This is a genomic window from Corynebacterium sp. (assembly GCF_052107835.1).
Taxonomy (GTDB): Bacteria; Actinomycetota; Actinomycetes; order Mycobacteriales; family Mycobacteriaceae; genus Corynebacterium.
The window spans coordinates 77,907-97,964 of sequence record NZ_JBQEDF010000005.1; the positions used below are offsets into that span (position 1 = coordinate 77,907).

Consider the following 20,058-nt stretch of genomic DNA (forward strand, 5'->3'; position numbering starts at 1 on the left):
AACCACATTCCTTCAATGAAAAGCGCAGATTGCAGCATAATATCATGTACTATTTTCGCATGATTGATCATCGGCTCACTGTGTTCCGGACGTTCGCCGCCTGCGGCACCGTCACGGCGGCGGCGGATGCACTGGGCTATTCACCGTCGGCGGTGTCCGCGCAGCTGCGCGAGTACCAGCGTGCGCTGGGGGTCCACCTCGTCACCAGGGCAGGACGGGGCCTCGAGCTCACCGCCGCCGGAGCCGAACTCGCCGCCCGTTCCGACGAGCTGACCGAACTCTGGGACCGCATCCACGGCTCCGTGCGGAGGACCGACCCGGACAGTGAACCCGTTCTGCTGCGTCTCGGCGGATTCTCCACCGCGACCGGGTCACTGCTGTCACCGGTGGCCGCCCGCCTGCACGGTGCGCACCCCGACCTCGACATCACCATCACCGAGGCCGACCCCGAACGGTGCATTGACCTGCTCACCGCCGAACGGCTCGACATCGCCGTGACCGTCGCCATGCAGGCCGAGCCGGACGTCGACAACCGCAGGATCGAGCAGTTGCCTCTGCTGGACGATCCGCTGGACGTCCTGCTGCCGGCGAACCACCCCCTGGCAGGGCGTGCATCGGTGGACCTGGGGGAACTCGCGGGGGACCCGTGGGTGGCGGACCACCCGGGCACGACCTACCGCGCCCTGTTCACCACCGCCTTCACCGCCGCCGGGGCCACGCCGCGGGTCGTGCACGAGGTGTCGGACTGGATCACCACGGTGTCGATCGTCTCCGGGGGGCTGGGCGTGGGACTGGTCCCGCGGCTGGTGCGCCTGGACCCGAACCGCGATGTGGTGCGCATGCCGTTGCAGGGGCCGTCCGCCCCGAGCCGGCGCATCCTGGTGATGCTGCGGCGCAGTTCCCGGTCCCACCGGATCTTCGAGGAGGCCGTCGACGCCCTGCAGACGGTGGCCGGAGGGTTCGGGGGTGGAGCCGGGGGCGACGTCGGCAACGACGTCAGCGGCGGATCCGGGAACCCTCCGGATCATACAGCGGAGCAGTGACGACGACGGCGTCCAGCATCCGGCCGAAACGACGGATGGTCAGCGCGGAACCGGCGGTGGTGAGACCCTCCACCCCCGCCCCGCCGTCGACCCAGGCGGTGCCCACGACCTGGCCGGTGACGTAGCCGGTGTCCGCGCCGGTCACCCAGCCGACCACCCCGGGGTCGCCGGCACGGTAGACCGGCGACCCTGCACCGGGGATCCCGGCGTCCGACCGCGAGACGAACGTGACCAGGGTCCGCCCGCGCGACGGCGAGCGCAGCAGGGCGTCCTTCCCCACGAAGCCCGACGGTTTGACGGCCCCGTCCATCTTCACCGCGAATCCGAGTCCGGCGTCCTGCGGCGTGTTCTCCCGCGACATGTCCGCGGCCCACGACAGGTAGCCCTTCTCGGTGCGCAGGCTGTTGAAGGCAAGGCGCCCGGCGGGCACGATCCCGTGCGTCCGCCCGGCGGAGAGGATCCCGTCCCACAGGTGCAGGCCGTGGGCGGCGGGGGCGTAGATCTCCCAGCCGAGTTCCCCGACGTAGCTGACCCGTTGGATCAGCACCGGCACCCCGGCGACGAACATCCGGGCAGCCCGGAAGTACATGAGCCCTCCGTCGGAGACGTCTCCTTCCGCCAGCGGGGTCAGGACGTCCCGCGCCCGCGGCCCCCAGAGGCCGATGCAGCAGGTGGACGTGGTGATGTCGTCGACGGTGACCCCCGGCGCCGCCTCCTGCGCCGCCCGTCGCAGCCGCGAGACGTCCAGCGCCCCGTTGACGCCCAGCATGTACTCCTCGTCCGCGGTGCGGGTGACGGTCACGTCGGAGAGGATGCCACCCTGCTCATCGAGCAGCAGCGAGTAGACCACCGGATGCGTCCGGCCGATCGGCTTGTCGATGAGGTTCGTGCACTGCGACTCCAGGAACGCGGTGGCACCCGTGCCGCGGACGGTGACCCTCGTCAGCGAGGTCATGTCGTACACGGCGACCCGGTTCCGGGTGGCCCACGCTTCCGCGGCGGCGACGGGGGACCAGTTCACCCGGTCCCAGGCGTCGCGGCGGGGGATGGAGACCGGGACGGTCGGTGGGGTGCCGGGGAGTTCGACGGGGCCCGGGGTGACCCGCGCCTCGACCGTGGTGAACGCCGGGTCACTGAACAGCGCCGTGTTCGACTCGTGCCACAGCGGCCGCTCCCACCCGTTGTGCTCGGCGAACACCCCTCCGGCCTGTTCGGTACGCGTGTGGAACGGGCTGGTCTTCAAACCCCGCGTCACGGCGGTGGACTGGTGCGGGAAGTGGATGTCGTAGATTTCGTCGTAGTTCTCCGCGGCGCGGCCACGGATCCAGGCGTCGCTGAGCACGGCGGGGTCGAAGCGGGTGTGGTCCAGTTCGTGGGTGTCGATCCCGGGGTCACCGGTCAGCATCCAGTCCGCCACGACCTGCGCGCAGCCGGCGGACTGGGTGACCCACACCGCCTGGGCACACCAGAATCCGGCGACGCTGGGGGAGGGGCCGAGCATGGGACCACCGTCTGGTGTGAAGGAGAAGACGCCGTTGAACTCGTCCTGCAGTTCCAGGTCCCTGACCGGTGGCAGGATGCGTCCGAGCTCCGCCTTCGTGAAGGCGAAGTCTGCCGGGGTGAACGTGCGTTTCGCCGGGTGCTCACCGGTGGCGAGCATGTGGGGGGTGTCAGTGAGTTCCGCCGGGGGCAGGGGGATCGGCCGGTGCTCGTAGGCGCCGATGCCGATGCGCCCCCCGAACTCACGGAAGTAGATGCCGGCGCCCTGGTGGCGGACGATGGGGCGGGACGGCTCGTCGTCCGGGAGTGGGGTGCCGTCCGGCCTGGTGCCGGGGAGGGAGGGGACGGGTTCGGTGAACGCGAAACCGTGCTCCATGGGGTGCATGGGCACGCGCAGGCCGCCGAGCTTCGCCAGTGGATGGCCCCAGATGCCGCCGGCGGAGACCACGGTGTCGGCGGGGATGGTGCGGGGTGCCTCGCGCGCGTCCCCCGCGTCACCGGCGTCCTCGACGACGACGCCGGTGACGCGCCCCTCCTCCGTGAGGACGTCGGTCACCCGGGTCAGGCCCAGAACCGTCGCTCCGCCGGCTTCCGCCCGACGGGCCTGGAACTCGACCGCACGGGCGGCGTGGACGACCCCGTCGGTGGGGGTGTGCAGGGCGGCGAGGACCAGGGAGGTGTCCAGGTCGGGCCAGAGGTCCTTCACCCGGTCGGGGCCGATGATCTCGGCGGGGAGTCCGTTGGCGTGGGCGAATCCGAGTCGCCGCGTGAGTTCGGTGAGCTGTGTGTCGGTGGTGGCGATCTCGAGGCCGCCGACACGGGACACCAGCGGGGCCCCGTCGAGGTCGAGTCCGTCCAACTTGTCCATGGTTCGCTGGGCCAGGGCGCACATCGCGCGGGACGCGTTGGTCTGGAACACGAAACCGGGGGCGTGCGATGATGATCCGCCGGTGGAGTAGAGCGGGCCCTGGTCGATGAGGGTGACGTCGGACGCGCCCCGCAGAACGAGCTCGTCGGCGAGGGCGGCACCGACCACGCCGGCTCCGATGATGACGATGCGGTCCGTGGGGGAGACTGGCTGTGAGGTCATGGTGGCTCCTGTGGCTGTGGCTGTGGTTGCGTTGTGCGCAACGCGGACGTACTGTGCGGGACGTGGGTAGTCAGGGAGTGCAGTCAGTGGACCGGGCCGTCGCGGCACTGGAGGTGCTCGCCGACCTCGGTGAGGCGGGCACGGGTGCGATCGCCGGGAAGCTGGGGGTGCACAAGTCCAGCGCGACCAGACTGCTGACGTCGCTGGCATCGCACGGCCTCGTGGAACAGGACGGCCAGGGCGGGACGTGGCGGCTCGGGTTCGGACTGGTACGGCTGGCCGGGGCGGTCACCTCGCGGGTGGGGTTCTCCCAGTCCGCGCAGCATCTGTGCGGTGAGGTCGCCGGCGACCTGGGGCTGACCGCGAACGTTGCGGTGCTGGACGAGGGCTACGCGGTGAATGTCTCGCAGGCGGTCGGTTCGGGCCTGCTGGCGCCACGCCACTACGTGGGGCTGCGGACGCCGGGTCACGCCACGAGTTCGGGGAAGCTGCTGCTCGCGTACGCGGTGGACGGTTCGGCCGCGGCGGGCGACGGGCCGCTGGAGAAGTTCACCGCACGCACGATCCTGACCCGTGCCGACCTGGAGCGTGGACTGGAGCTGGTAAGGGAGCGCGGGTGGGCGTCCTCGGACGAGGAGTGGGAGGACCACATCACTGCCGTGGCTGTACCGCTGCGCCGGCCGGACGGGACGGTCGAGGCGGCTCTCACGGTCACCGGCCCGAACCACCGGCTGCCGTCCGGCGACTTCGCTGCGGTGGCGGCGCGGTTGTCGGACCTGGCAGGGGCGTCCGGGCACTGGGTGTGACGGTGCTGTACGTCGTAGCGCGGTCATGACATGAACCTCCTCGGGTCGAACAGTCCCACCGGGTGCGCGGTCGTCCCTTCGGTGACGTGGTCGGCGAGGATCTCGCCGACGACGGGCACGAACTTGAAGCCGTGACCGCTGAACCCGCAGGCAATGAGGACCTGGTGGTGCAGCGGATGGGGGCCGATCACGAAATTCTCGTCGGGGGTGACCGAGTACAGGCAGGTCTTCGCCTGGACCAGGTCGCCGGTGAGGTCGGGGAAGAGCTGGACGGCCCGCCGACGCATGTCGGCTATCTCGTGGTCGTGGACGGTGCGGTCGATGGTCGGGGCGGTGGTCGGGGTCCCTTTTCGGAAGAAGCCGAGTTTGAAACCGCCGCCGGGTCCGTCGGTGGCGGGGAAGCCGTAGATCTGGCCGTTGGCGTGGGTGTCCTCGACGTAGATGGGGTGGTTGTCCTCGCTCCACGCGTCGAAGGGGACGGCATCGGTGCAGCGGGGACTGAACCAGTAGAAGATCATGCGCTCGATGGAGAGGGGAAGCTGCAGTTCAGGCAGCATCTGTGGTGCCCACGCGCCGGGGGTCACGATGAGCTTGTCCGCACCGTAGGTCCTCTGTGGGGTGGTGACCTCCACTCCTCCGCCCGGTGTGGCGGACCAGTGGGTGACCGGCTCATGGAAGCGGAGCGTCGCCCCCTTCTTCCCCGCCACCTCGGCGTTGGCGATGGTGGTCTCCTCGGGTCGGACGTAGCCGGCGTTGGCCTCGTAGAGACCGAGGGCGTCGTCGGCGGGGTGCATGGTGGGGAAGCGTGCGCGGATCTCCGCGGCGGTGAGGACGTCGTGGTCGAGCCCGTGCTGCTCGGCGGCCCGGCGTGAGCCGGCGAACGTGGGGCTGGCGGGATCACCGATGTAGATACCGCCGCACAGCTTCATGAGGTCGCGCCCGGATTCCTCCTCGAGCTTCCGGAAGAGTTCGTAGGAACGACGGAGGAGGGGGACGTAGTCGGGGCTCTCGAAGTATGCCTGGCGGATGATGCGGGTTCCGCCGTGTGCGGAGCCTTGGTCATGGCCGGGTTCGAAGGCCTCGAGCGCGAGGACGCTCACCCCGCGTTCCGCGAGCGAGTTTGCGGCGGCTCCTCCCATGGACCCGGTTCCGAGGACAATGACGTCGAAGTGCTGGACTGCCGTCGTGGTGGTCATGGTGGTGGTCTCCCTGCAGTGAATCTGTCACACATCCGGCATAGGTTGCGTACTGCGCAATCATCTGTCTATTACGCAACAGATTAGGGCGAGGTGAGTCGCCGGACAACCGCTCGGAGTGGCCCACGGGAAGAATTCACGCAGGTGTTACGTGACGGGAGGATCGTCACCTTCGGAGGAGGGGTGGCCCCGGCTGTTACTCCGGGATCTGCCACCCTGCCCCTTTCCGTCCCGGTGGGTCCTGCGGTGGGCTGCACCGGGATGACGCCAGGTGGTGGGATGGTCGTTGTGGATCGGCGTGCGGTCCGGGTCGATGGAGACAGGGGGAACCCAGTCGACCCGTCGGCCCGAGCCGCGGTCACTCACCTCCGTCCACCAGCGGTCCTCGTCCTGCCGGGAGTCGTCCACGAGGGCGTGCATGTCAGGGGAGGCGAAGGTGAGGTTGTCGATATCCGTCATCCCGCCGTTGTGCCAGTCATCGATGTGGTGGATGTGGCAGTGTGCTGGCGGGGCATCGGAGCCGGGAGCGGAACTCATGCCCTCCTCACCGACCAGGGCGAGGTACTGGTCCAGCGACCCGAGCCTGCGTGACCTACCGAGGTACAGTGTCCTGCCCTCGAAGTCGAGGATCTGCAGGTAGGCGTTCAGGTTCTCCGGGGCACTCAGTAGCGTCGCGGCGGGAACGTGGGTCCCGGTGTCCGTCAGCACGCTCCCGGCCCCCGACGCCACCTGGTCAACCGACATCACGGCCACGATCGTCGTCGCCCCGCGGCTGGTCGACAGCTCCTTTCCCGGCCCGTAGCCGCTGTTCAGGACGGCTCCCAGTGCGTCATGCCGACGCTGCTCCGGAGTGCGGTCGTCCTCCCTCCGGTCATCGGGTGCCCACAGGTCACCGGTCTTCGCGTGGTCCGCCATGAGCCGCTGCATGACGGCGGTGACCTCCGGTGTCAGGACGCCGCGGACCTGTGTCATTCCGTCGGTGCCCTGCTTTCCCAGCGTCAGTGACCGCATGCGCTGGTGGTCCTTCTCGGTGTACGGCTCCTCGGCGCCCACCAGGTCGAGCAGGAAGGGTCGGAGCTTGTCCAGGACGTCCGGCCCCTGCTTCCGGGTGAGGTCGGAGATGGGTCCATCGGCGATTCTCGTGATCTCCGTCTGCACCTGTTCCGGGAGGTCGCGGATCTGCTTGTCCACCTTCGCGACCGCCGCGTGGTCCATCTCGCCACGGGCCACCTGCGCGGCGACGCACGGCATGTGTTCGGGGTGGGGTGCTGACGGATCTGCACTCCACGGGTCGGTCCGTTCGCTGATCCGGGTGCAGGAGGAATGGCGGACCCGGGCCTCCCGCACGCCGACGTTCCAGATGCGGCTGAGCAGCCTGATGCGGCGCTGCGGGCCGACGGGGAAATGCGGTTCGTAACCGGTGATGAACGCGGCGTCCGCGACGCCGAGCATCTTACGTGCCCTCTCGATCTTCGCTGTTGCCCCTTGCGCATCGTGGGGACTGAGCCGGTCCCAGGTGTCCGGACCGTGTGAGATGATGTCCTCCGCGGCGGTGAGGAGGCGGTTGATGGCGTCAAGAAGGTCGACCCTGCTGCCCACGGATGGTGTGACGTTGTCCGTTACGCTGTCCTCCACACCCACCACTACCCCTCCACAGTTGTTCGACCACCAGTACGAATATGTCCCCGACAAGTGTATTTAGTTTGTATCCACGACAATACAGATCGAACAGGTGATCGTCAAGAGTTTACTGGCAAAACCTGTTGTCGGGCCAGGGACGCCCACCGCCGGTAGAATTGTCGGGCATGTCCACCAATGCCCCGGAACCCAAGGCGAAAGCCCGCGCCGACTTTCCCGCGGAGGCTCCCGCCGAGCACCGCACCGCACCGCCCAAGCTCGACAAGAAGGCCTACGAGAAGGAGCTGAAGAGTCTCCAGGCGGACCTGGTGGACCTTCAGCAGTGGCTGCGCGAGACCGGTGCGCGGATCGTGATCATCATGGAGGGGCGCGACGCGGCAGGCAAAGGATCGGCGATCAAGCGCATCACCCAGTACCTCAACCCCCGGTTCTGCCGGGTGGAGGCACTGCCCGCCCCGACGTCCCGCGAGCAGGGGGAGTGGTACTTCCAGCGCTACATCGAGAAGCTGCCCACCGCCGGCGAGATCGTGATTTTCGACCGCTCCTGGTACAACCGTGCCGGGGTCGAACGTGTGATGGGTTTCTGCACGTCCCAGCAGTACCGCCGGTTCCTTCATCAGGCACCGATCTTCGAGCGTCTCCTGGTGGAGGACGGCATCATGCTGCGCAAGTACTGGTTCTCCGTGTCCGACGACGAGCAGATCCGCAGGTTCACCTCCCGGCGCGAGGATCCGTTGAGGCAGTGGAAGCTGTCGCCGATGGACCTGCAGTCGATCACCAGGTGGGAGGACTACTCGCGGGCGAAGGACGAGATGTTCGCGCACACCGACACCCCCACCGCCCCCTGGTACACGGTGGAGAGCGAGGACAAGAAGCGCTCCCGGATCAACGTGATCAACCATCTGCTCAATTCGGTGCAGTGGGAGAAGGTGGAGCACACCCCGCCGCGCATACCGGAGCGTCCCGAGGAGACCAGTGGGTACGAGCGTCCTCCCCGGGCGGAGTTCCGCTACGTCCCCGATCTCGCCGCCGGGCTGGAGAAGGATGCGGTGAAGGCGAAGAAGAAAAAGAAGAAGTAGGACGCGCCCCGGCGCCCCAACGCCCGGGGTCAGCTGTCCTTGTAGTGTGCCTCGATCTCACGCCCGAAGTGCTCGGCGATGACCTTGCGCTTCAGCTTCAGCGACGGGGTGATCTCCTGGTACTCCACCGTGAGGTCGCGGTTCAGGATGGTGAACTGCTTGACCTGCTCCCACTTGTTGAGCTGCTCGTTGAGCTGGCCGATGTAGCCCTCCAGCAGCGCGCGGACCTGGGGGGTGGCGACGATGCTGCTGTAGTCGCCCTCGATGTTGTTGCGTTCCGCCCAGGAGGTGATCGCGTCCTCGTCCAGGGTGACGAGGGCGGACACGAAGTTCCGGTCGTTTCCGACGACCACCATCTGGCTGGCGACCGGGCAGAGGCCCTTGAACCGGGCCTCGATCTGCGCGGGGGCGACGTACTTGCCGTTGGAGGTCTTGAACAGTTCCTTCTTGCGGTCGGTGATCCTGATCCGGCCCTCGTCGTCCATCTCGCCGATGTCGCCGGTGTGGAACCATCCGTCCGGCTCGAGCACCTCGGCGGTGGCCTCGGGGTTGTTGTGGTACCCGTCCATCACGCCGGGGCCGCGCAGGAGCACCTCTCCGTCCTCGGCGATGCGTCCCTCGATGCCCTCCAGGGGACGTCCGACGTAGCCGGCGCGGTAGATCTCAGGGCGGGTCAGGCAGGACGCCGCGCTTGTCTCGGTCAGTCCGTACCCCTCCAGGATCGGCATCCCGGCCGCGCCGAACCAGCGGGCGATGTAGGTGTTCAGTGCGGCGGAGCCGGAGATGAAGTAGCGGACGTTGTCGCCGAAACGGGCGCGGATCTTCGACATCACCAACTTGTCGCCGATCTTCGCCTGGAGGCGGACCCAGCCGCCGGCGGTGCCCACGCCGTTGTCGGCGTCGAAGACCTGGATACCGACCCTGCTGGCCCAGTGGAACAGCTTCTCCTTGATGCCGCCGTCGGTGGCCATCATGGTGGCGACTCCGTTGTAGGCCTTCTCGAAGATGCGCGGCGCCGAGCCCATGAACGTCGGTTTCACCGTCCCGATGTTCTCGACGATCTTGTCGATGCGTCCGTCGATCGCGGTCTCGAAACCGAAGTGGACCGGCAGGACGAGGAGCAGCTTGCCCATCACGTGGGCCAGGGGGAGCCACAGGAACTGCTTGTCGTCGATGGTCAGCAGCTTCCTGTCGCCCGAGTTCGACGTCACGTCGGTGGCGTGTGCCTCGAAGACCCACACCCGGTGGGGCAGCCTCACACCCTTGGGCCGCCCGGTGGTGCCCGAGGTGTAGATCAGGGTCGCGAGGTGCTCCAGGCGGGTGGCGTCGATGCGCTCGTCGATGATGCCCGGGTTCTCCTCCAGATGCCTGATCCCACGGGCACGGAGGTCGTCGAGGCCGATGACCCACTCCCGGTCGGCCCAGTCGGGCAGGGTGCCGGTGAGGAGGACCACCGTCGTCACCTTGGGGAGTTCGCCGCGTAGCCCGGTGATCTTCTCGAGCTGCGCCTCGTCCTCGGCGAAGACGACCCGGGAGTCCGAGTCGTCCAGGATGAACTGGACGTCCTCCGCGATGGTGGTGGGGTACACGGTGACCGTGGCCGCTGAGGCGTACATGATGCCGTAGTTCGCCAGGGCCCACTCGTAGCGGGTCGCGCAGGCGATCGCGACACGCTGCTCGGCCTCGACCCCGAGCGACATCAGTCCGGCACCGACCTCGGACGCCTGCTGGCCGAGCTCGGCCCAGGTGACCGCCTGCCAGACCTCGTTCTCGTCCGGGAAGCTGTACGCGCGGCGGTCGGGGGTGTCGCCGATCCGTCGCCGGAGCATATGCCCCACGGACTGCATGTCGGGGTCGAGTTCGACCTTCTGGGACGGGGTGCTCTCGGCGGGCGCGCTGGTCATTGTCTCTCCATCCAAGGGGTGTCGCCGGTGTCTCTCGTACCGGTGAATGTGCTTTGCTTTACAGTAGCAAATATACAGTGACCGAGATCACCCATGCACGGCATTCACCAACTCGGTGCAGGGTTCCCGGGCGGCCACCCCCTTTCTGCGGCGCCGCGGGAATCCGTGCCACCATGGCGTACATGAGTGACAGAGAACACCATGACCGGCAGGCGGACGCGAGCGTCAGCGCAGACAGCGGTATCCGTACGGAGGTGGCCAATGGCACGGGAGTCATCACCCTCGACCGGCCCAAGGCGTTGAATGCCCTGAACAAGGCCATGATCAGCGCGATCGCCGGGGCGCTGGCACAGTTCGCCGACGATGACGGCGTCCAGCGCGTCCTGCTGCGGTCGGCGGGGGAGAAGGCGTACTGCTCCGGCGGGGACGTCCGCTCGGTCCGGGAGACCGACCTGTCCGGTGACTACGGCCCCGGCGATGAATTCTTCCGCGAGGAGTACGACATGAACCATGCCCTCGCCAGCTTCCCGAAGCCGACGGTCGCACTGGTCGACGGGATCACCATGGGCGGTGGACTTGGTGTGTCCGCGCACGCCGACTACCGGGTCATCACCCCGCGCACCTGGCAGTCGATGCCGGAGATGGCGATCGGCTTCGCCACCGACGTCGGCATCTCGCACGCCTTCACCCACCTGCCGCACGTCCCGGAGGGGGCGCGCACGGCCCTCGGCCTGTTCCTGGCGACGACCGCGTACCGGTTGACCACCGATGACCTGCTGTGGACCGGTCTGGCCACGCATCTCGTGCAGGACGCCGCGGCGTTCGAGCACGCGTTGACCGGCGACGCGGGGACGGACGCCACGGTTGACGCCGCCCTGTCTGATGCGGTCACCGCCACACCCGGGACGCCGGAGTACGAGGGGGTCGCTGAGCGGTCCGTCCTGGCGCAGAACCTGGCGTGGATCAGTGAGGTGTTCGCCGGGGACGCCTGGGCGACCATCGCCGTACGGCTGGAATCGGCGTCCGGCGACTTCGCCGACACCGTCCGTGGGCTGCTGGAGCCGGCCAACCCGCTGTCGCTGGTCGCCGCGACCGCACTGCTGAACCATTCGGCGGGCAGCACCCTGCGTGAGGCGCTGGACGCGGAGTTCGCCATCGGCAGCCTGCTGCGCCGTCAGCCCAATTTCGCCGAGGGTGTGCGTGCCGTGCTGGTGGACAAGGACCGTGACGCGCACTTCACCCCGGCGACCCTGGCGGAGGTCACCGATGGCCAGGTGGGGGAGTTCCGGGCGACGCTGGGGTAGCGGACCCGTCGGGCCGCTGAGTCACCCGCGGCATCGGCGTAGCTGGTGCAGCGTACCTCCTACTGTGGGGAATGCTAGTGCGGGGAATGGAGGGAGCCGCCGTCGGCGGTGTCATGCGACGGGGTGGTCGACGGACCGTCCCCGGTGGGCCCGGATTCGACCCGGTCCCTGGCGGCGGTCTCCCGCTGGACCTTGAGCCAGACGGCGAACCCCCACGCGACGAATGCCGCGTACACGAGGTACAGGACGGCGCTGGGGTAGTAACCCGCCGTGAACAGCAGTGGCACGCCCACAACGTCCACGGCGATCCAGATGAGCCAGAACTCCGTCCACCCCTTCGCCATGCCGAAGGTGGCGAGCAGGGAACCGGTGAAGATCCAGGCGTCGGCCCACGGGCCCCACGACCCGAGGGCGCTGAAGACCCAGGCGAATCCGCAGGTGCCGACGACGGCGACGGCCAGCATGAACAGCCGCTCACGTCCTGTCGCCCAGCGGGGCTGGACGGCGGCGTAGGACTCCGCCGGCTCGGTGATGATGGAGCGGGACGGGTCGGTCTCCCCGGGTTCGCGCATGCCGGCGGTCTTCGCCCGGTGCCACTGCCACCAGCCGTAGACACTGACGATGAGGAACATGACCTGGCGTCCGGCCTGGCCGTAGAGGTCGAGGTCCTGCGGGGTGTGGAACATTCCGCCGAGGAACACGGTGAACAGCAGGACGTTGCCCACGATGCCGACCGGCCAGGCCCACACGACGCGGCGCATCCCGCCGACCGCCGAGGCGATGCCGAAGCCGTTGCCGATGACCTCGCGCCAGAGGATCGCGGAGTCGCCGATGGACCACTGCGCGTTGAGGACTGTGGTGAGGACGTCCTGGACGGACGTCAACAATGCGGACATGAGGTGTCCAGCCTTTCTCTCCCGTCCGGACTGTGACCGTCGGCCCCGGAATCACACCGGATCTGCTGGACCCACCTGGTGGAGGTGGCGCTCGCGGGCTTTCACCGCCGGTGGGGACTTCCACCCCGCCCTGAGAATGCTTACGTGGCATGACTTTACACCGCGGCAGGGGCCTGCACACCGTTCTGTACCCTGTGAAACTATGGGAGGCAGGCGCGGTGACCGCGATGGCAATGGTGAGAACCCGGAGAGCATCGACGCCGAATGGGAACGCCTGACGACCGACGGCAAACTTCCGGCGGTGAAGATTCCGTGGCGGGTCCATGGGCTGGCGCTGGTGGTGCCCGTCGTCGCGGTGGTGGCGCTGTGGCTGTCCTATGACTCGATCCCGGATCCGATGCCGACCCATTGGGGAGCCTCGGGGGAGCCGGACGCATGGGCAGAAAAGTCGATGTCCCGGATCCTGGGCAATCTCTTGCTGGGGCCGGGAATCGTGATTCTGACCTGCGTGGGGGCGGGCGGATTCCTCAGCATGACGTCCGCTGCGCTGCATGAACCCGGTGGGGCGAAGACCCGGACGGATGCCCTGCGTACCTGGCACGAGTTCGACATGATGCAGGACCTGCTCGCGTGGTTCAGCGTGGGCCTGTCGGTGTTCATCACGGCGATGATGGTCGGCGGTGTCGGGCCATGGGATGCCGCCCGTGGAGATGTGGTGATGGGGATCGGGATGTTCGGCATCCTGGGTGTGACAGTCTGGCTGCTCGTCGAGGGGGTACGCCGCGGCGACCCGATCCTGCGGAGATACCCGCATTCCGACGGGCGCCGTCGCAAGTGGTTGATGTTCGTGGAAATCACTGAGGGGCCGGACCGGGACCGTGTCATGATCGATACGGGATCCGGCACCAACTTCACCTTCAACGTGGCAACCAGGGGAGGACGCATCGGTGCGATCGTCCTGATGGTGCTGCTGGCGGCCACCGTGGTCCTGCTGCTGTGGTTGGGTATGTCGCTGATGCTGTAGGTGCGGACAGAGAGAAATCCCCACCATCCGGGGGCACGCATTCCATGCATTCTGCAGTGGAAGTGTGCCCCCCAGGATGGTGGGGATTCTGGGTGGGGCGGAGGCGCACCCCGGTCAAGCTACCCGCCGAAGCCGCCCCGGAGCAGGGCGAAGCCGTCCTCGAGGGCGCGCTTCGGGTTCTTTCCGTCGACCGCGGCCCACGACGGGCACAGTCCGCGCTTCTCGGCGGTCGCCGTTCCCCGGGGGGCATGGGGAAGCGCCTCGACAGCGATCGCACCCGCAGCAAGGCAGGAGATCATCATCAACGCGGTACCCTGACGGCTCAGGTTCCCGCTCGTACGGCGGTAGAGCGCATCCAGCAGTCCATCGGCGAGGTGGACGACCCGTTCCTTGTCCTCCGGCCCGGCAATGTAGCCGAGGTGGTCGCCGATGGACATCAGGTTCAGCAGCGTTCCCGGGTCCTGGGAGGAATCGTCGCTGTCGGACACCCGGTCGGAGATCAACCGGTGCATCGTGTCCAGCGGGTGCTCGTCCTGCGGTGCCTCCTCCACAAGGACGCGCCATTCATCGATGGTGACATCAATGAAGTACAGCAGTGCGTCCTCCCGGCGCGGGAAGTAGTTGTGGAACGTCCTGGCGGACACCCCGGCACGCTCGGCGACGGCGGCGACGGTCATTCCGTCGCTGCCTTCGCTGAGCAGGAGCTCCGCCGCGGCTGTCGCCAGCGCACGCCGGGTGCCCTCCTTCTTCTGCTCCCGCAGGGACGTCTGATCCGAGCTAACCATTGGACTTCGGGGTGTCATTGTCCTCGGCACCGGCCTCGTGCTTGCCGGACGCGTCGTCCTGGTCGCTGACGTTTCCGGCCTCGTGCTTTCCGGATCCGCCGCCAACGGTGACCAGTTCCTTCTCGGATGACTCCTCGGCGGGATCCTCCAGGCCCTCGAGGGTGGTTCCCTCGACGTCGACGGACGGGATGATCTTGTCCAGCCACTTCGGAAGCTTCCACGCACGGTCGCCCAGCAGGAACAGGACGGCCGGGACGATGGTCATGCGGACCACGAAGGCGTCGAACAGGACGGCCATGGCCAGGGCGGAGCCCATCACGGCGATGAACGGCTCGTCCATCAGGATGAACGCGGCGAACACCGACATCATGATCAGCGCGGCTGCGGTGACCACACGGGCACCGTGCTTGAAGCCGTTGGACACGGCGTTGCCCGCGGTCTTTCCGTGGACGTAGCCCTCGCGCATTCGTGTCACCAGGAACACCTGGTAGTCCATCGCCAACCCGAAGACGATACCGATGAGCATGATCGGCAGGAAGGAGATGATCGGCTGCGGATCGTCGGTGATGCCGAGCCAGCCCCACTGCCAGACGGCAACGGTGACACCGAAGGTGGCGGCGACCGACAGGGCGAAGCCCAGGGCGGCGATCAGCGGGACCCACAGGGACCGGAACACGATGACCAGCAGGATGAACGCCAGCACCACCACGATGGCGATGTAGGGGATCAGGACATCGGAGAGCCGGTCGGAGATGTCTTCGAAGATCGGGGTGACACCGGTGATCGAGTAGGAGCCGCCGGTTTCGGAGGCGAAGTCCGACTGGGCGTCGCGGATGGACTGCAGGGTATCCGCGGTGGCCTCGTCATTGCCGCCGGTGGTCGGGGTGATCAGGACCTGGGCGGCTGACCCGTCCTCGGTCACCTGGGCGATCTGTGCGTTCTCGACACCCTCGACACCACTGATCTCGGTGACAGCCTCACCGAAGGTCGCCTGCCCCTGCTGCGGATCGTCGGACTTGACCAGAGCGATCATCGGGGCGTTCTTGCCTGCGCCGAAGTCCTCGTTGACCCATTCGGAGGCGGTGCGCTGCGGGCTCCCGAGCTTGGCGGAGTCGTCCGTGGGCATGGCCAGCGACAGGTTGAGTGCAGGGATCGCCAGGACGATGAGCAGCAGCACGGAGCTGATTGCGAAGACGACGGGGCGCTTGCGGATCTGGCGGACCCACTTCAGGCCCATGGTGGGCTTCTCGTCCTCGGGGTCCGGGGCCTTGACCACCGGAGCGCGTCCGGCGAAGGACTTGGTGCCGAAGAGGCCGAGGATGGCCGGCAGCAGGGTGACGGCGACCAGCACGGCGACGATCACGGTGAATGCGGCGGCGAACGCCATGGCGGTGAGGAACGGGATGTTGATGATCCACAAAGCGGCCAGTGCGATCACCACAGTAAGGCCTGCGAAGCAGACCGCGGACCCGGCCTTGCCGACGGCGAGTCCGGCGAGGTGCGCACGTTCCCTGTGGGCGGTCTTCTTCACCGCCTCCGCCAGTTCCTTCGGCGTCATGTTGTTGCCGCCGGAGAAGGCGACCAACTCGTTTCTGAATCTGGAGACGATGAACAGGGCGTAGTCGATACCGACGGCCAGCCCGATCATGGAGGCCAGGGTCGGGGTCATGCTGTTGATGTTGTCCGTCAGGGCCGTGGCGGCCATGATCAGCATGATCCCGGTGCCGAGACCGACGATGGCGGTGATCAGCGGCAGGCCGGCGGCCACGAAGGAACCGAAGGTGACGATCAGCACGATGGCGGCGACGGCCAGGCCGATGATCTCCGCGGCTCCGCCGATCTCCTGCATCTGGAAGACATTGCCGTTGTAGGCGGTGTCGAGGTTCTGGGTCTCGGCATCGTCGATGATGTCGGTGACCGCGGTGATGTCCCCGGCGTCGACGTCCATGGAGCTGTCGCCCGCGAAGGTTATGGAGATGGTGCCGGTGCGGTCGTTCTCACTCAGCGGGGAGAGGGCCTGGATGTCCTCCTGGATCTGCTCCTCCGGCAGGCCCTGCTGGGCCTTGGCCCCGGCCATCTGCTGCTCCATGGCACCGGCGGCAGTGACCGGGTCCGCGATGGCGTCGGTGTCGACCAGCGCGTCCTGGGACTGCAGTTCGGTGACGAGCTTGTCGACGTCGGCCTTGGTGTCCTCATCGGTCAGCGAACCGCCGTCCGGTGCCTTGACGACGACGGTGCCGGTCGGGGCCTCGGCGTCGTCACTGCCGCCGGGGAAGAGATCGCCCATCTCCTCCTGGGTCTCGACGGAATCGAGACCGGGGATGGTGAAGCTCATGGACGTGGACTTCGCCATGGTGCCCATCAGGGTGCCGGCGCCGATGAGCACCAGCAGCCAGACAGCCAGGAAGCGCCACCTGTACAAGTATGCGGATCGTCCGATCCGGTAGAGGAATTTAGCCATGCGGAGGATTATTGCACAGGCGGTGCAATGTTGCACAGCCAGTGCATAGGTATGTTTCCAGCATCACACTCGACTGGCATCCAACGGTCCCGACGTTGGTTCCCCGTGTAGGCTGTCCCGGGTGAAAGCCTACACTCCGGAGGTGCCGTAAGTGCTGTACGCATTGAGCTTCGCGCTGGCGGACACCCTCAACTTCCTCCTCATCGGGGTGCTGATCGCGGTCGGGGTCGCCCAGCGCCCCGCGCGGGAGGGGGGACGCTACGGTGCGGTCGCGGCGCTGCTCGTGGCCGGCGACTGGTTGGGTGTCTTCCTGTTGGCGTTGCTGGTGCTGCTGGTCTTCGACGGCCTGGGCGACGTGATCGCCACGCTCCTGGAGTCCCCGGTGTTCGGGATCCTGCTGATCCTCACCGGTGTGGTCAGCGCGGTACTCGCGTGGCGCAGCGGACGGAAGGAGGGGACGGGGGACAGTGACGGCCAGCAGGCGCTGATCCAGCGGATCCTCACGCCCCTGAAGTCCCCGTCGGTCACCACGGTGGGCGCGGGGTTCCTCCTCGGCGTGGTGCAGTCGATCACCTCGGTGCCCTTCTTCGCCGGCATCGCGGTGATCAGCGCCGGTGACTTCGCGGTGGCCACCCGCTACCTCAGCATGATCGCCTATGCCTCGGTGGCGTTGAGCCTTCCGTTCCTGGTTGCCGTGGTCGTCGGCTACATACGCATGCACCCGTACAGCGCGGTCGGCCGGGGTTTCGGGACCCTGCGTGACAACCAGGGGACCGTCGCCCGGATCGGCGGCTACATCGTTGCCGTGCTGCTGATCGTCCTCGGCACCTCCCAGATCATCTAGGACACCCCAACAATGGACATCACCTTCACCTGGCGGCAGGACGCCCCGGAGGACATCGAGCGCGTGTACCTGCACATCACCGGTGTCCACGACCACCATGTCCCGGATCTCCACGAGATGGAGCAGGGGATCGGGCAGGACGCGGCAATCTGGGCGTCCACGGTGGATGTCCCGGATGACCTCACCGCGTCCTACCTGGTACTGCCCCTGACCGCGGAGGAGGCCGCGGCGTTCGACGCCGAGGAGGATTCCCGCGCGCGGTGGGTGCGGCTGGTGGGGAACGCCGTCCCGCACACGCTCGACCACCCGGGGTGGCGTCCACCCATGGACGCCGGATTCACCGGAACGGCCTCCGGACGCCTCATCATGCCGGACGCGCCGGAGCGTCCCGGGTGGGAGGAGGCGGACGTGCCCTCCTGGGAGCGGGGTTCCCTCGGAGGTCACACGCTCTGGACGTCCGGGCTGCGTACCGCCGAGTACCTGCTGGTCATCAGCGACGGGGTGAACTGGGCGGGGACGGCCCTCCCCGCCGCCCTCGACCGTCTCCACGGGTCGGGACGCCTGCCGCGCATCGGCGTGGTCGCCGTTGACACGCAGGAGGACCGAGTCGCGCTGCTGTCCCGCTCGACCGTGTACCGGGACCTGGTCGCCGACCGGGTGATCCCGTGGGCGTGGGAGCGGATGCCGGGTGGATTCTCGGCCGGCCGGACCGTCGTGACCGGGGAGAGCCTGGGCGGGCTGGCAGCCGTCGACCTGGTGCTCACACGGCCGGACGCGGCGCTGTCGGCGGTGAGCACGTCCGGCTCGTTCTGGTTCCCGGACTGGAGGGACGGGCGCATCGGCGGCGAGGTCGCCGCGGAGATCCGGGAAGGCTCTGTCCCGCGCGGCACCAGGGTGCACCTCAGCGCCGGACACGGCGAGAGTTCGGGGGAGAACTCCATGGTCGCCCACTCCCGCGCCGTCCATGCCGCGCTGTGCGACGCAGGTGCCTACGCCACCATCGACACCGCCAACCACGGCCACGAGATGGCCGGGTGGACCGGGGCGCTGACCCGCGGGCTCATCGCCCTGCTGGGGGACCGAACCTAGTCCGCGACCATCGGCTGCATCGTCAGCTCCGGGTGCTCCTTCTCCACGAAGGCGAGCTTCCACTTGTCGCCGAACAGGGCGATGAGCTCGCCATCGGTCCGGGTGAAGATCTCGACCCCGCGCTGACGCCCCAGCTCATGGACCGAGGCGGCGTCGGTGCGCCGGGCCACGGAGTAGGGGACCGGCTCGGTGACGGTCTCCACGTTGTACTCGGCCATCATCCTGGCCTGCATCACCTCGAACTGCATGGGGCCGACCGCGGCCATCACCGGGGCGGCGTCGCCGCGGGCGTCGTTCTTCAGGACCTGAACCACCCCCTCGGAGTCCAGCTGCTCCAGGGCCTTGCGGAACTGCTTGTACTTGCCCAGGGTCTTCGCGCGCAGCGTCCGGAAGTTCTCCGGGGCGAACTGCGGCATCGGGCGGAACTGGACCTTGCGTCCCGCGTAGATCGTGTCACCGGGGGCCAGTGTCCCGGCGTTCACCAGGCCGACGATATCGCCGGGGTAGGCGGCCTCGACGGTGTTGCGGTCGCGCCCGAACACGGTCAGCGCGTACTTCGTGGAGAAGGACCGGCCCGACTGGGCGTGGTGGACCTGCATGCCGCGGGTGAACTCGCCGGAGACCACGCGCATGAACGCCAGCTTGTCGCGGTGGTGGGTGTCCATGCCCGCCTGGACCTTGAAGACCACACCGGCGAAGGCGTCGGTGACCCCGCGGGTACCGTCGATCGCGCTGCCTGCGGTGGACGCCGCGGCCGCCACGGCCTTCGGGTCGGAGTCGCGCGGGCCCGGTTCCGGTGCCAGGGCGCACAGGGTGTCCAGGATCTGGTGCACACCGAAGTTCAGCATCGCCGAGGCGAAGATCATCGGGGAGGTGGTGCACTCCATGAACAGCTCCTGGTCGTGCACGGCACCGTCGGCGGCGAGCAGCTCGGCCTCCTCGGCGGCGGTGGCCCACTCGGCCGCGTCCGATTCCCGTCCGGCAGCTTCACCGGGGGAGTAGTGCTCCTCGGGTGCGATCGTGGAGCCACCCGCGGTGCGCAGGAAGTGGATGTACTCCTCCGGCTCGCCCCCGGCGGACAGCCGGGCCAGGCCGCGGAAGTCACCCGCCTCTCCCACCGGCCAGAACAGCGGGGTGGGCTGCAGGCCGATCTCGGAGACGATCTCGTCGACGAGTTCCAGCGGCTCCTTGCCGGGGCGGTCCCACTTGTTCACCACGGTGATGATCGGCAGGCCGCGCGCCTTGCACACCCGGAACAGTTTCAGGGTCTGCGGCTCCAGACCCTTCGCACCGTCGACGAGCATCACCGCGGCGTCGACGGCGGTGAGCACCCGGTAGGTGTCCTCGGAGAAGTCGGCGTGGCCGGGGGTGTCGACCAGGTTGATCATGTACGGCTGGC

Annotated in this window: 15 protein-coding genes and 1 riboswitch; of the genes, 7 read left to right on the top strand and 8 right to left on the bottom strand. The window is 67.9% G+C overall.

The genetic code is table 11. From position 1 onward, the window contains the following. The first annotated feature begins 59 nt into the window (after positions 1–59). Entirely contained in the window at positions 60–1,043 is a 984-nt protein-coding gene (locus ACTIL2_RS02355) for a LysR family transcriptional regulator (protein ID WP_442335846.1), read from the top strand. On the opposite strand, the gene ACTIL2_RS02360 is transcribed toward ACTIL2_RS02355, so the two are convergent. Further along, positions 997–3,633, bottom strand: a complete 2,637-nt coding sequence (locus tag ACTIL2_RS02360) for a GcvT family protein (RefSeq protein ID WP_442335847.1) — start codon at positions 3,631–3,633, stop codon at positions 997–999. The two genes, ACTIL2_RS02355 and ACTIL2_RS02360, sit on opposite strands and share 47 nt — an antisense overlap. Positions 3,634–3,695: 62 nt before the next feature. Here ACTIL2_RS02360 and ACTIL2_RS02365 point away from each other — a divergent pair, with 62 nt between their 5' ends. Further along, complete coding sequence (locus tag ACTIL2_RS02365) at positions 3,696–4,439, top strand: IclR family transcriptional regulator (protein WP_442335848.1); 744 nt, start codon at positions 3,696–3,698, stop codon at positions 4,437–4,439. Positions 4,440–4,462: 23 nt separating this feature from the next. Here the strand turns inward: ACTIL2_RS02365 and solA are convergent, their stop codons facing one another. Both solA and ACTIL2_RS02375 read right to left on the bottom strand, forming a co-directional pair. Beyond that, a complete protein-coding gene (gene solA, locus ACTIL2_RS02370; RefSeq protein ID WP_442335849.1) occupies positions 4,463–5,635 on the bottom strand; it encodes an N-methyl-L-tryptophan oxidase in 1,173 nt (390 codons plus the stop codon). Positions 5,636–5,782: 147 nt separating this feature from the next. After that, entirely contained in the window at positions 5,783–7,270 is a 1,488-nt protein-coding gene (locus ACTIL2_RS02375) for a DUF222 domain-containing protein (protein ID WP_442335850.1), read from the bottom strand. Positions 7,271–7,440: 170 nt separating this feature from the next. On the opposite strand from ACTIL2_RS02375, the gene ppk2 reads away from it, so the two are divergent. Next, complete coding sequence (gene ppk2 / locus ACTIL2_RS02380) at positions 7,441–8,352, top strand: polyphosphate kinase 2 (protein ID WP_442335851.1); 912 nt, start codon at positions 7,441–7,443, stop codon at positions 8,350–8,352. Between the two features lie 29 nt (positions 8,353–8,381). On the opposite strand, the gene ACTIL2_RS02385 is transcribed toward ppk2, so the two are convergent. Then, a complete protein-coding gene (locus tag ACTIL2_RS02385) occupies positions 8,382–10,256 on the bottom strand; it encodes an AMP-dependent synthetase/ligase (RefSeq protein ID WP_442335852.1) in 1,875 nt (624 codons plus the stop codon). A 182-nt stretch (positions 10,257–10,438) separates the two neighbouring features. Here ACTIL2_RS02385 and ACTIL2_RS02390 point away from each other — a divergent pair, with 182 nt between their 5' ends. After that, on the top strand, positions 10,439–11,560 hold the full coding sequence (locus ACTIL2_RS02390) for a 3-hydroxyisobutyryl-CoA hydrolase (RefSeq protein ID WP_442335853.1): 1,122 nt from the start codon (positions 10,439–10,441) through the stop codon (positions 11,558–11,560). 74 nt (positions 11,561–11,634) lie between these two features. On the opposite strand, the gene ACTIL2_RS02395 is transcribed toward ACTIL2_RS02390, so the two are convergent. After that, positions 11,635–12,456: a nicotinamide mononucleotide transporter family protein gene (locus tag ACTIL2_RS02395; RefSeq protein ID WP_442335854.1), complete on the bottom strand. Its 822-nt coding sequence runs from the start codon at positions 12,454–12,456 to the stop codon at positions 11,635–11,637. Positions 12,457–12,465: 9 nt separating this feature from the next. Continuing rightward, a riboswitch (FMN riboswitch) is annotated at positions 12,466–12,598 on the bottom strand. 60 nt (positions 12,599–12,658) lie between these two features. Here ACTIL2_RS02395 and ACTIL2_RS02400 point away from each other — a divergent pair. Continuing rightward, positions 12,659–13,480, top strand: a complete 822-nt coding sequence (locus tag ACTIL2_RS02400; protein ID WP_442335855.1) for a DUF1648 domain-containing protein — start codon at positions 12,659–12,661, stop codon at positions 13,478–13,480. Between the two features lie 119 nt (positions 13,481–13,599). On the opposite strand, the gene ACTIL2_RS02405 is transcribed toward ACTIL2_RS02400, so the two are convergent. Together ACTIL2_RS02405 and ACTIL2_RS02410 are read right to left on the bottom strand one after the other, a co-directional pair. Further along, a complete protein-coding gene (locus ACTIL2_RS02405; RefSeq protein ID WP_442335856.1) occupies positions 13,600–14,265 on the bottom strand; it encodes a TetR/AcrR family transcriptional regulator in 666 nt (221 codons plus the stop codon). Next, on the bottom strand, positions 14,258–16,726 hold the full coding sequence (locus tag ACTIL2_RS02410) for an MMPL family transporter (protein WP_442335857.1): 2,469 nt from the start codon (positions 16,724–16,726) through the stop codon (positions 14,258–14,260). The genes ACTIL2_RS02405 and ACTIL2_RS02410 overlap by 8 nt, the downstream gene beginning before the upstream one ends. A 151-nt stretch (positions 16,727–16,877) precedes the next feature. Here ACTIL2_RS02410 and ACTIL2_RS02415 point away from each other — a divergent pair, with 151 nt between their 5' ends. Both ACTIL2_RS02415 and ACTIL2_RS02420 read left to right on the top strand, forming a co-directional pair. Beyond that, the gene (locus tag ACTIL2_RS02415) at positions 16,878–17,570 is read left to right on the top strand and encodes a hypothetical protein (RefSeq protein WP_442335858.1); all 693 of its coding nucleotides are present in this window, start codon (positions 16,878–16,880) and stop codon (positions 17,568–17,570) included. A gap of 12 nt (positions 17,571–17,582) precedes the next feature. Then, on the top strand, positions 17,583–18,659 hold the full coding sequence (locus tag ACTIL2_RS02420) for an enterochelin esterase domain-containing protein (protein ID WP_442335859.1): 1,077 nt from the start codon (positions 17,583–17,585) through the stop codon (positions 18,657–18,659). Here the strand turns inward: ACTIL2_RS02420 and ACTIL2_RS02425 are convergent. After that, the coding region (locus ACTIL2_RS02425) for a GTP-binding protein (RefSeq protein ID WP_442335860.1) at positions 18,656–20,058 on the bottom strand (1,403 nt) is incomplete at its 5' end. The genes ACTIL2_RS02420 and ACTIL2_RS02425 overlap by 4 nt on opposite strands.

What these genes read in the sequence shown, in the direction of transcription:
- ACTIL2_RS02420 (WP_442335859.1), top strand. Translation starts at nt 17,583, where the DNA reads ATGGACATCACCTTCACCTGGCGGCAGGACGCCCCGGAGGACATCGAG.
- solA (WP_442335849.1), bottom strand. Translation starts at nt 5,635, where the DNA reads ATGACCACCACGACGGCAGTCCAGCACTTCGACGTCATTGTCCTCGGA.
- ACTIL2_RS02405 (WP_442335856.1), bottom strand. Translation starts at nt 14,265, where the DNA reads ATGGTTAGCTCGGATCAGACGTCCCTGCGGGAGCAGAAGAAGGAGGGC.
- ACTIL2_RS02355 (WP_442335846.1), top strand. Translation starts at nt 60, where the DNA reads ATGATTGATCATCGGCTCACTGTGTTCCGGACGTTCGCCGCCTGCGGC.
- ACTIL2_RS02360 (WP_442335847.1), bottom strand. Translation starts at nt 3,633, where the DNA reads ATGACCTCACAGCCAGTCTCCCCCACGGACCGCATCGTCATCATCGGA.
- ACTIL2_RS02410 (WP_442335857.1), bottom strand. Translation starts at nt 16,726, where the DNA reads ATGGCTAAATTCCTCTACCGGATCGGACGATCCGCATACTTGTACAGG.
- ACTIL2_RS02400 (WP_442335855.1), top strand. Translation starts at nt 12,659, where the DNA reads ATGGGAGGCAGGCGCGGTGACCGCGATGGCAATGGTGAGAACCCGGAG.
- ppk2 (WP_442335851.1), top strand. Translation starts at nt 7,441, where the DNA reads ATGTCCACCAATGCCCCGGAACCCAAGGCGAAAGCCCGCGCCGACTTT.
- ACTIL2_RS02390 (WP_442335853.1), top strand. Translation starts at nt 10,439, where the DNA reads ATGAGTGACAGAGAACACCATGACCGGCAGGCGGACGCGAGCGTCAGC.
- ACTIL2_RS02395 (WP_442335854.1), bottom strand. Translation starts at nt 12,456, where the DNA reads ATGTCCGCATTGTTGACGTCCGTCCAGGACGTCCTCACCACAGTCCTC.
- ACTIL2_RS02385 (WP_442335852.1), bottom strand. Translation starts at nt 10,256, where the DNA reads ATGACCAGCGCGCCCGCCGAGAGCACCCCGTCCCAGAAGGTCGAACTC.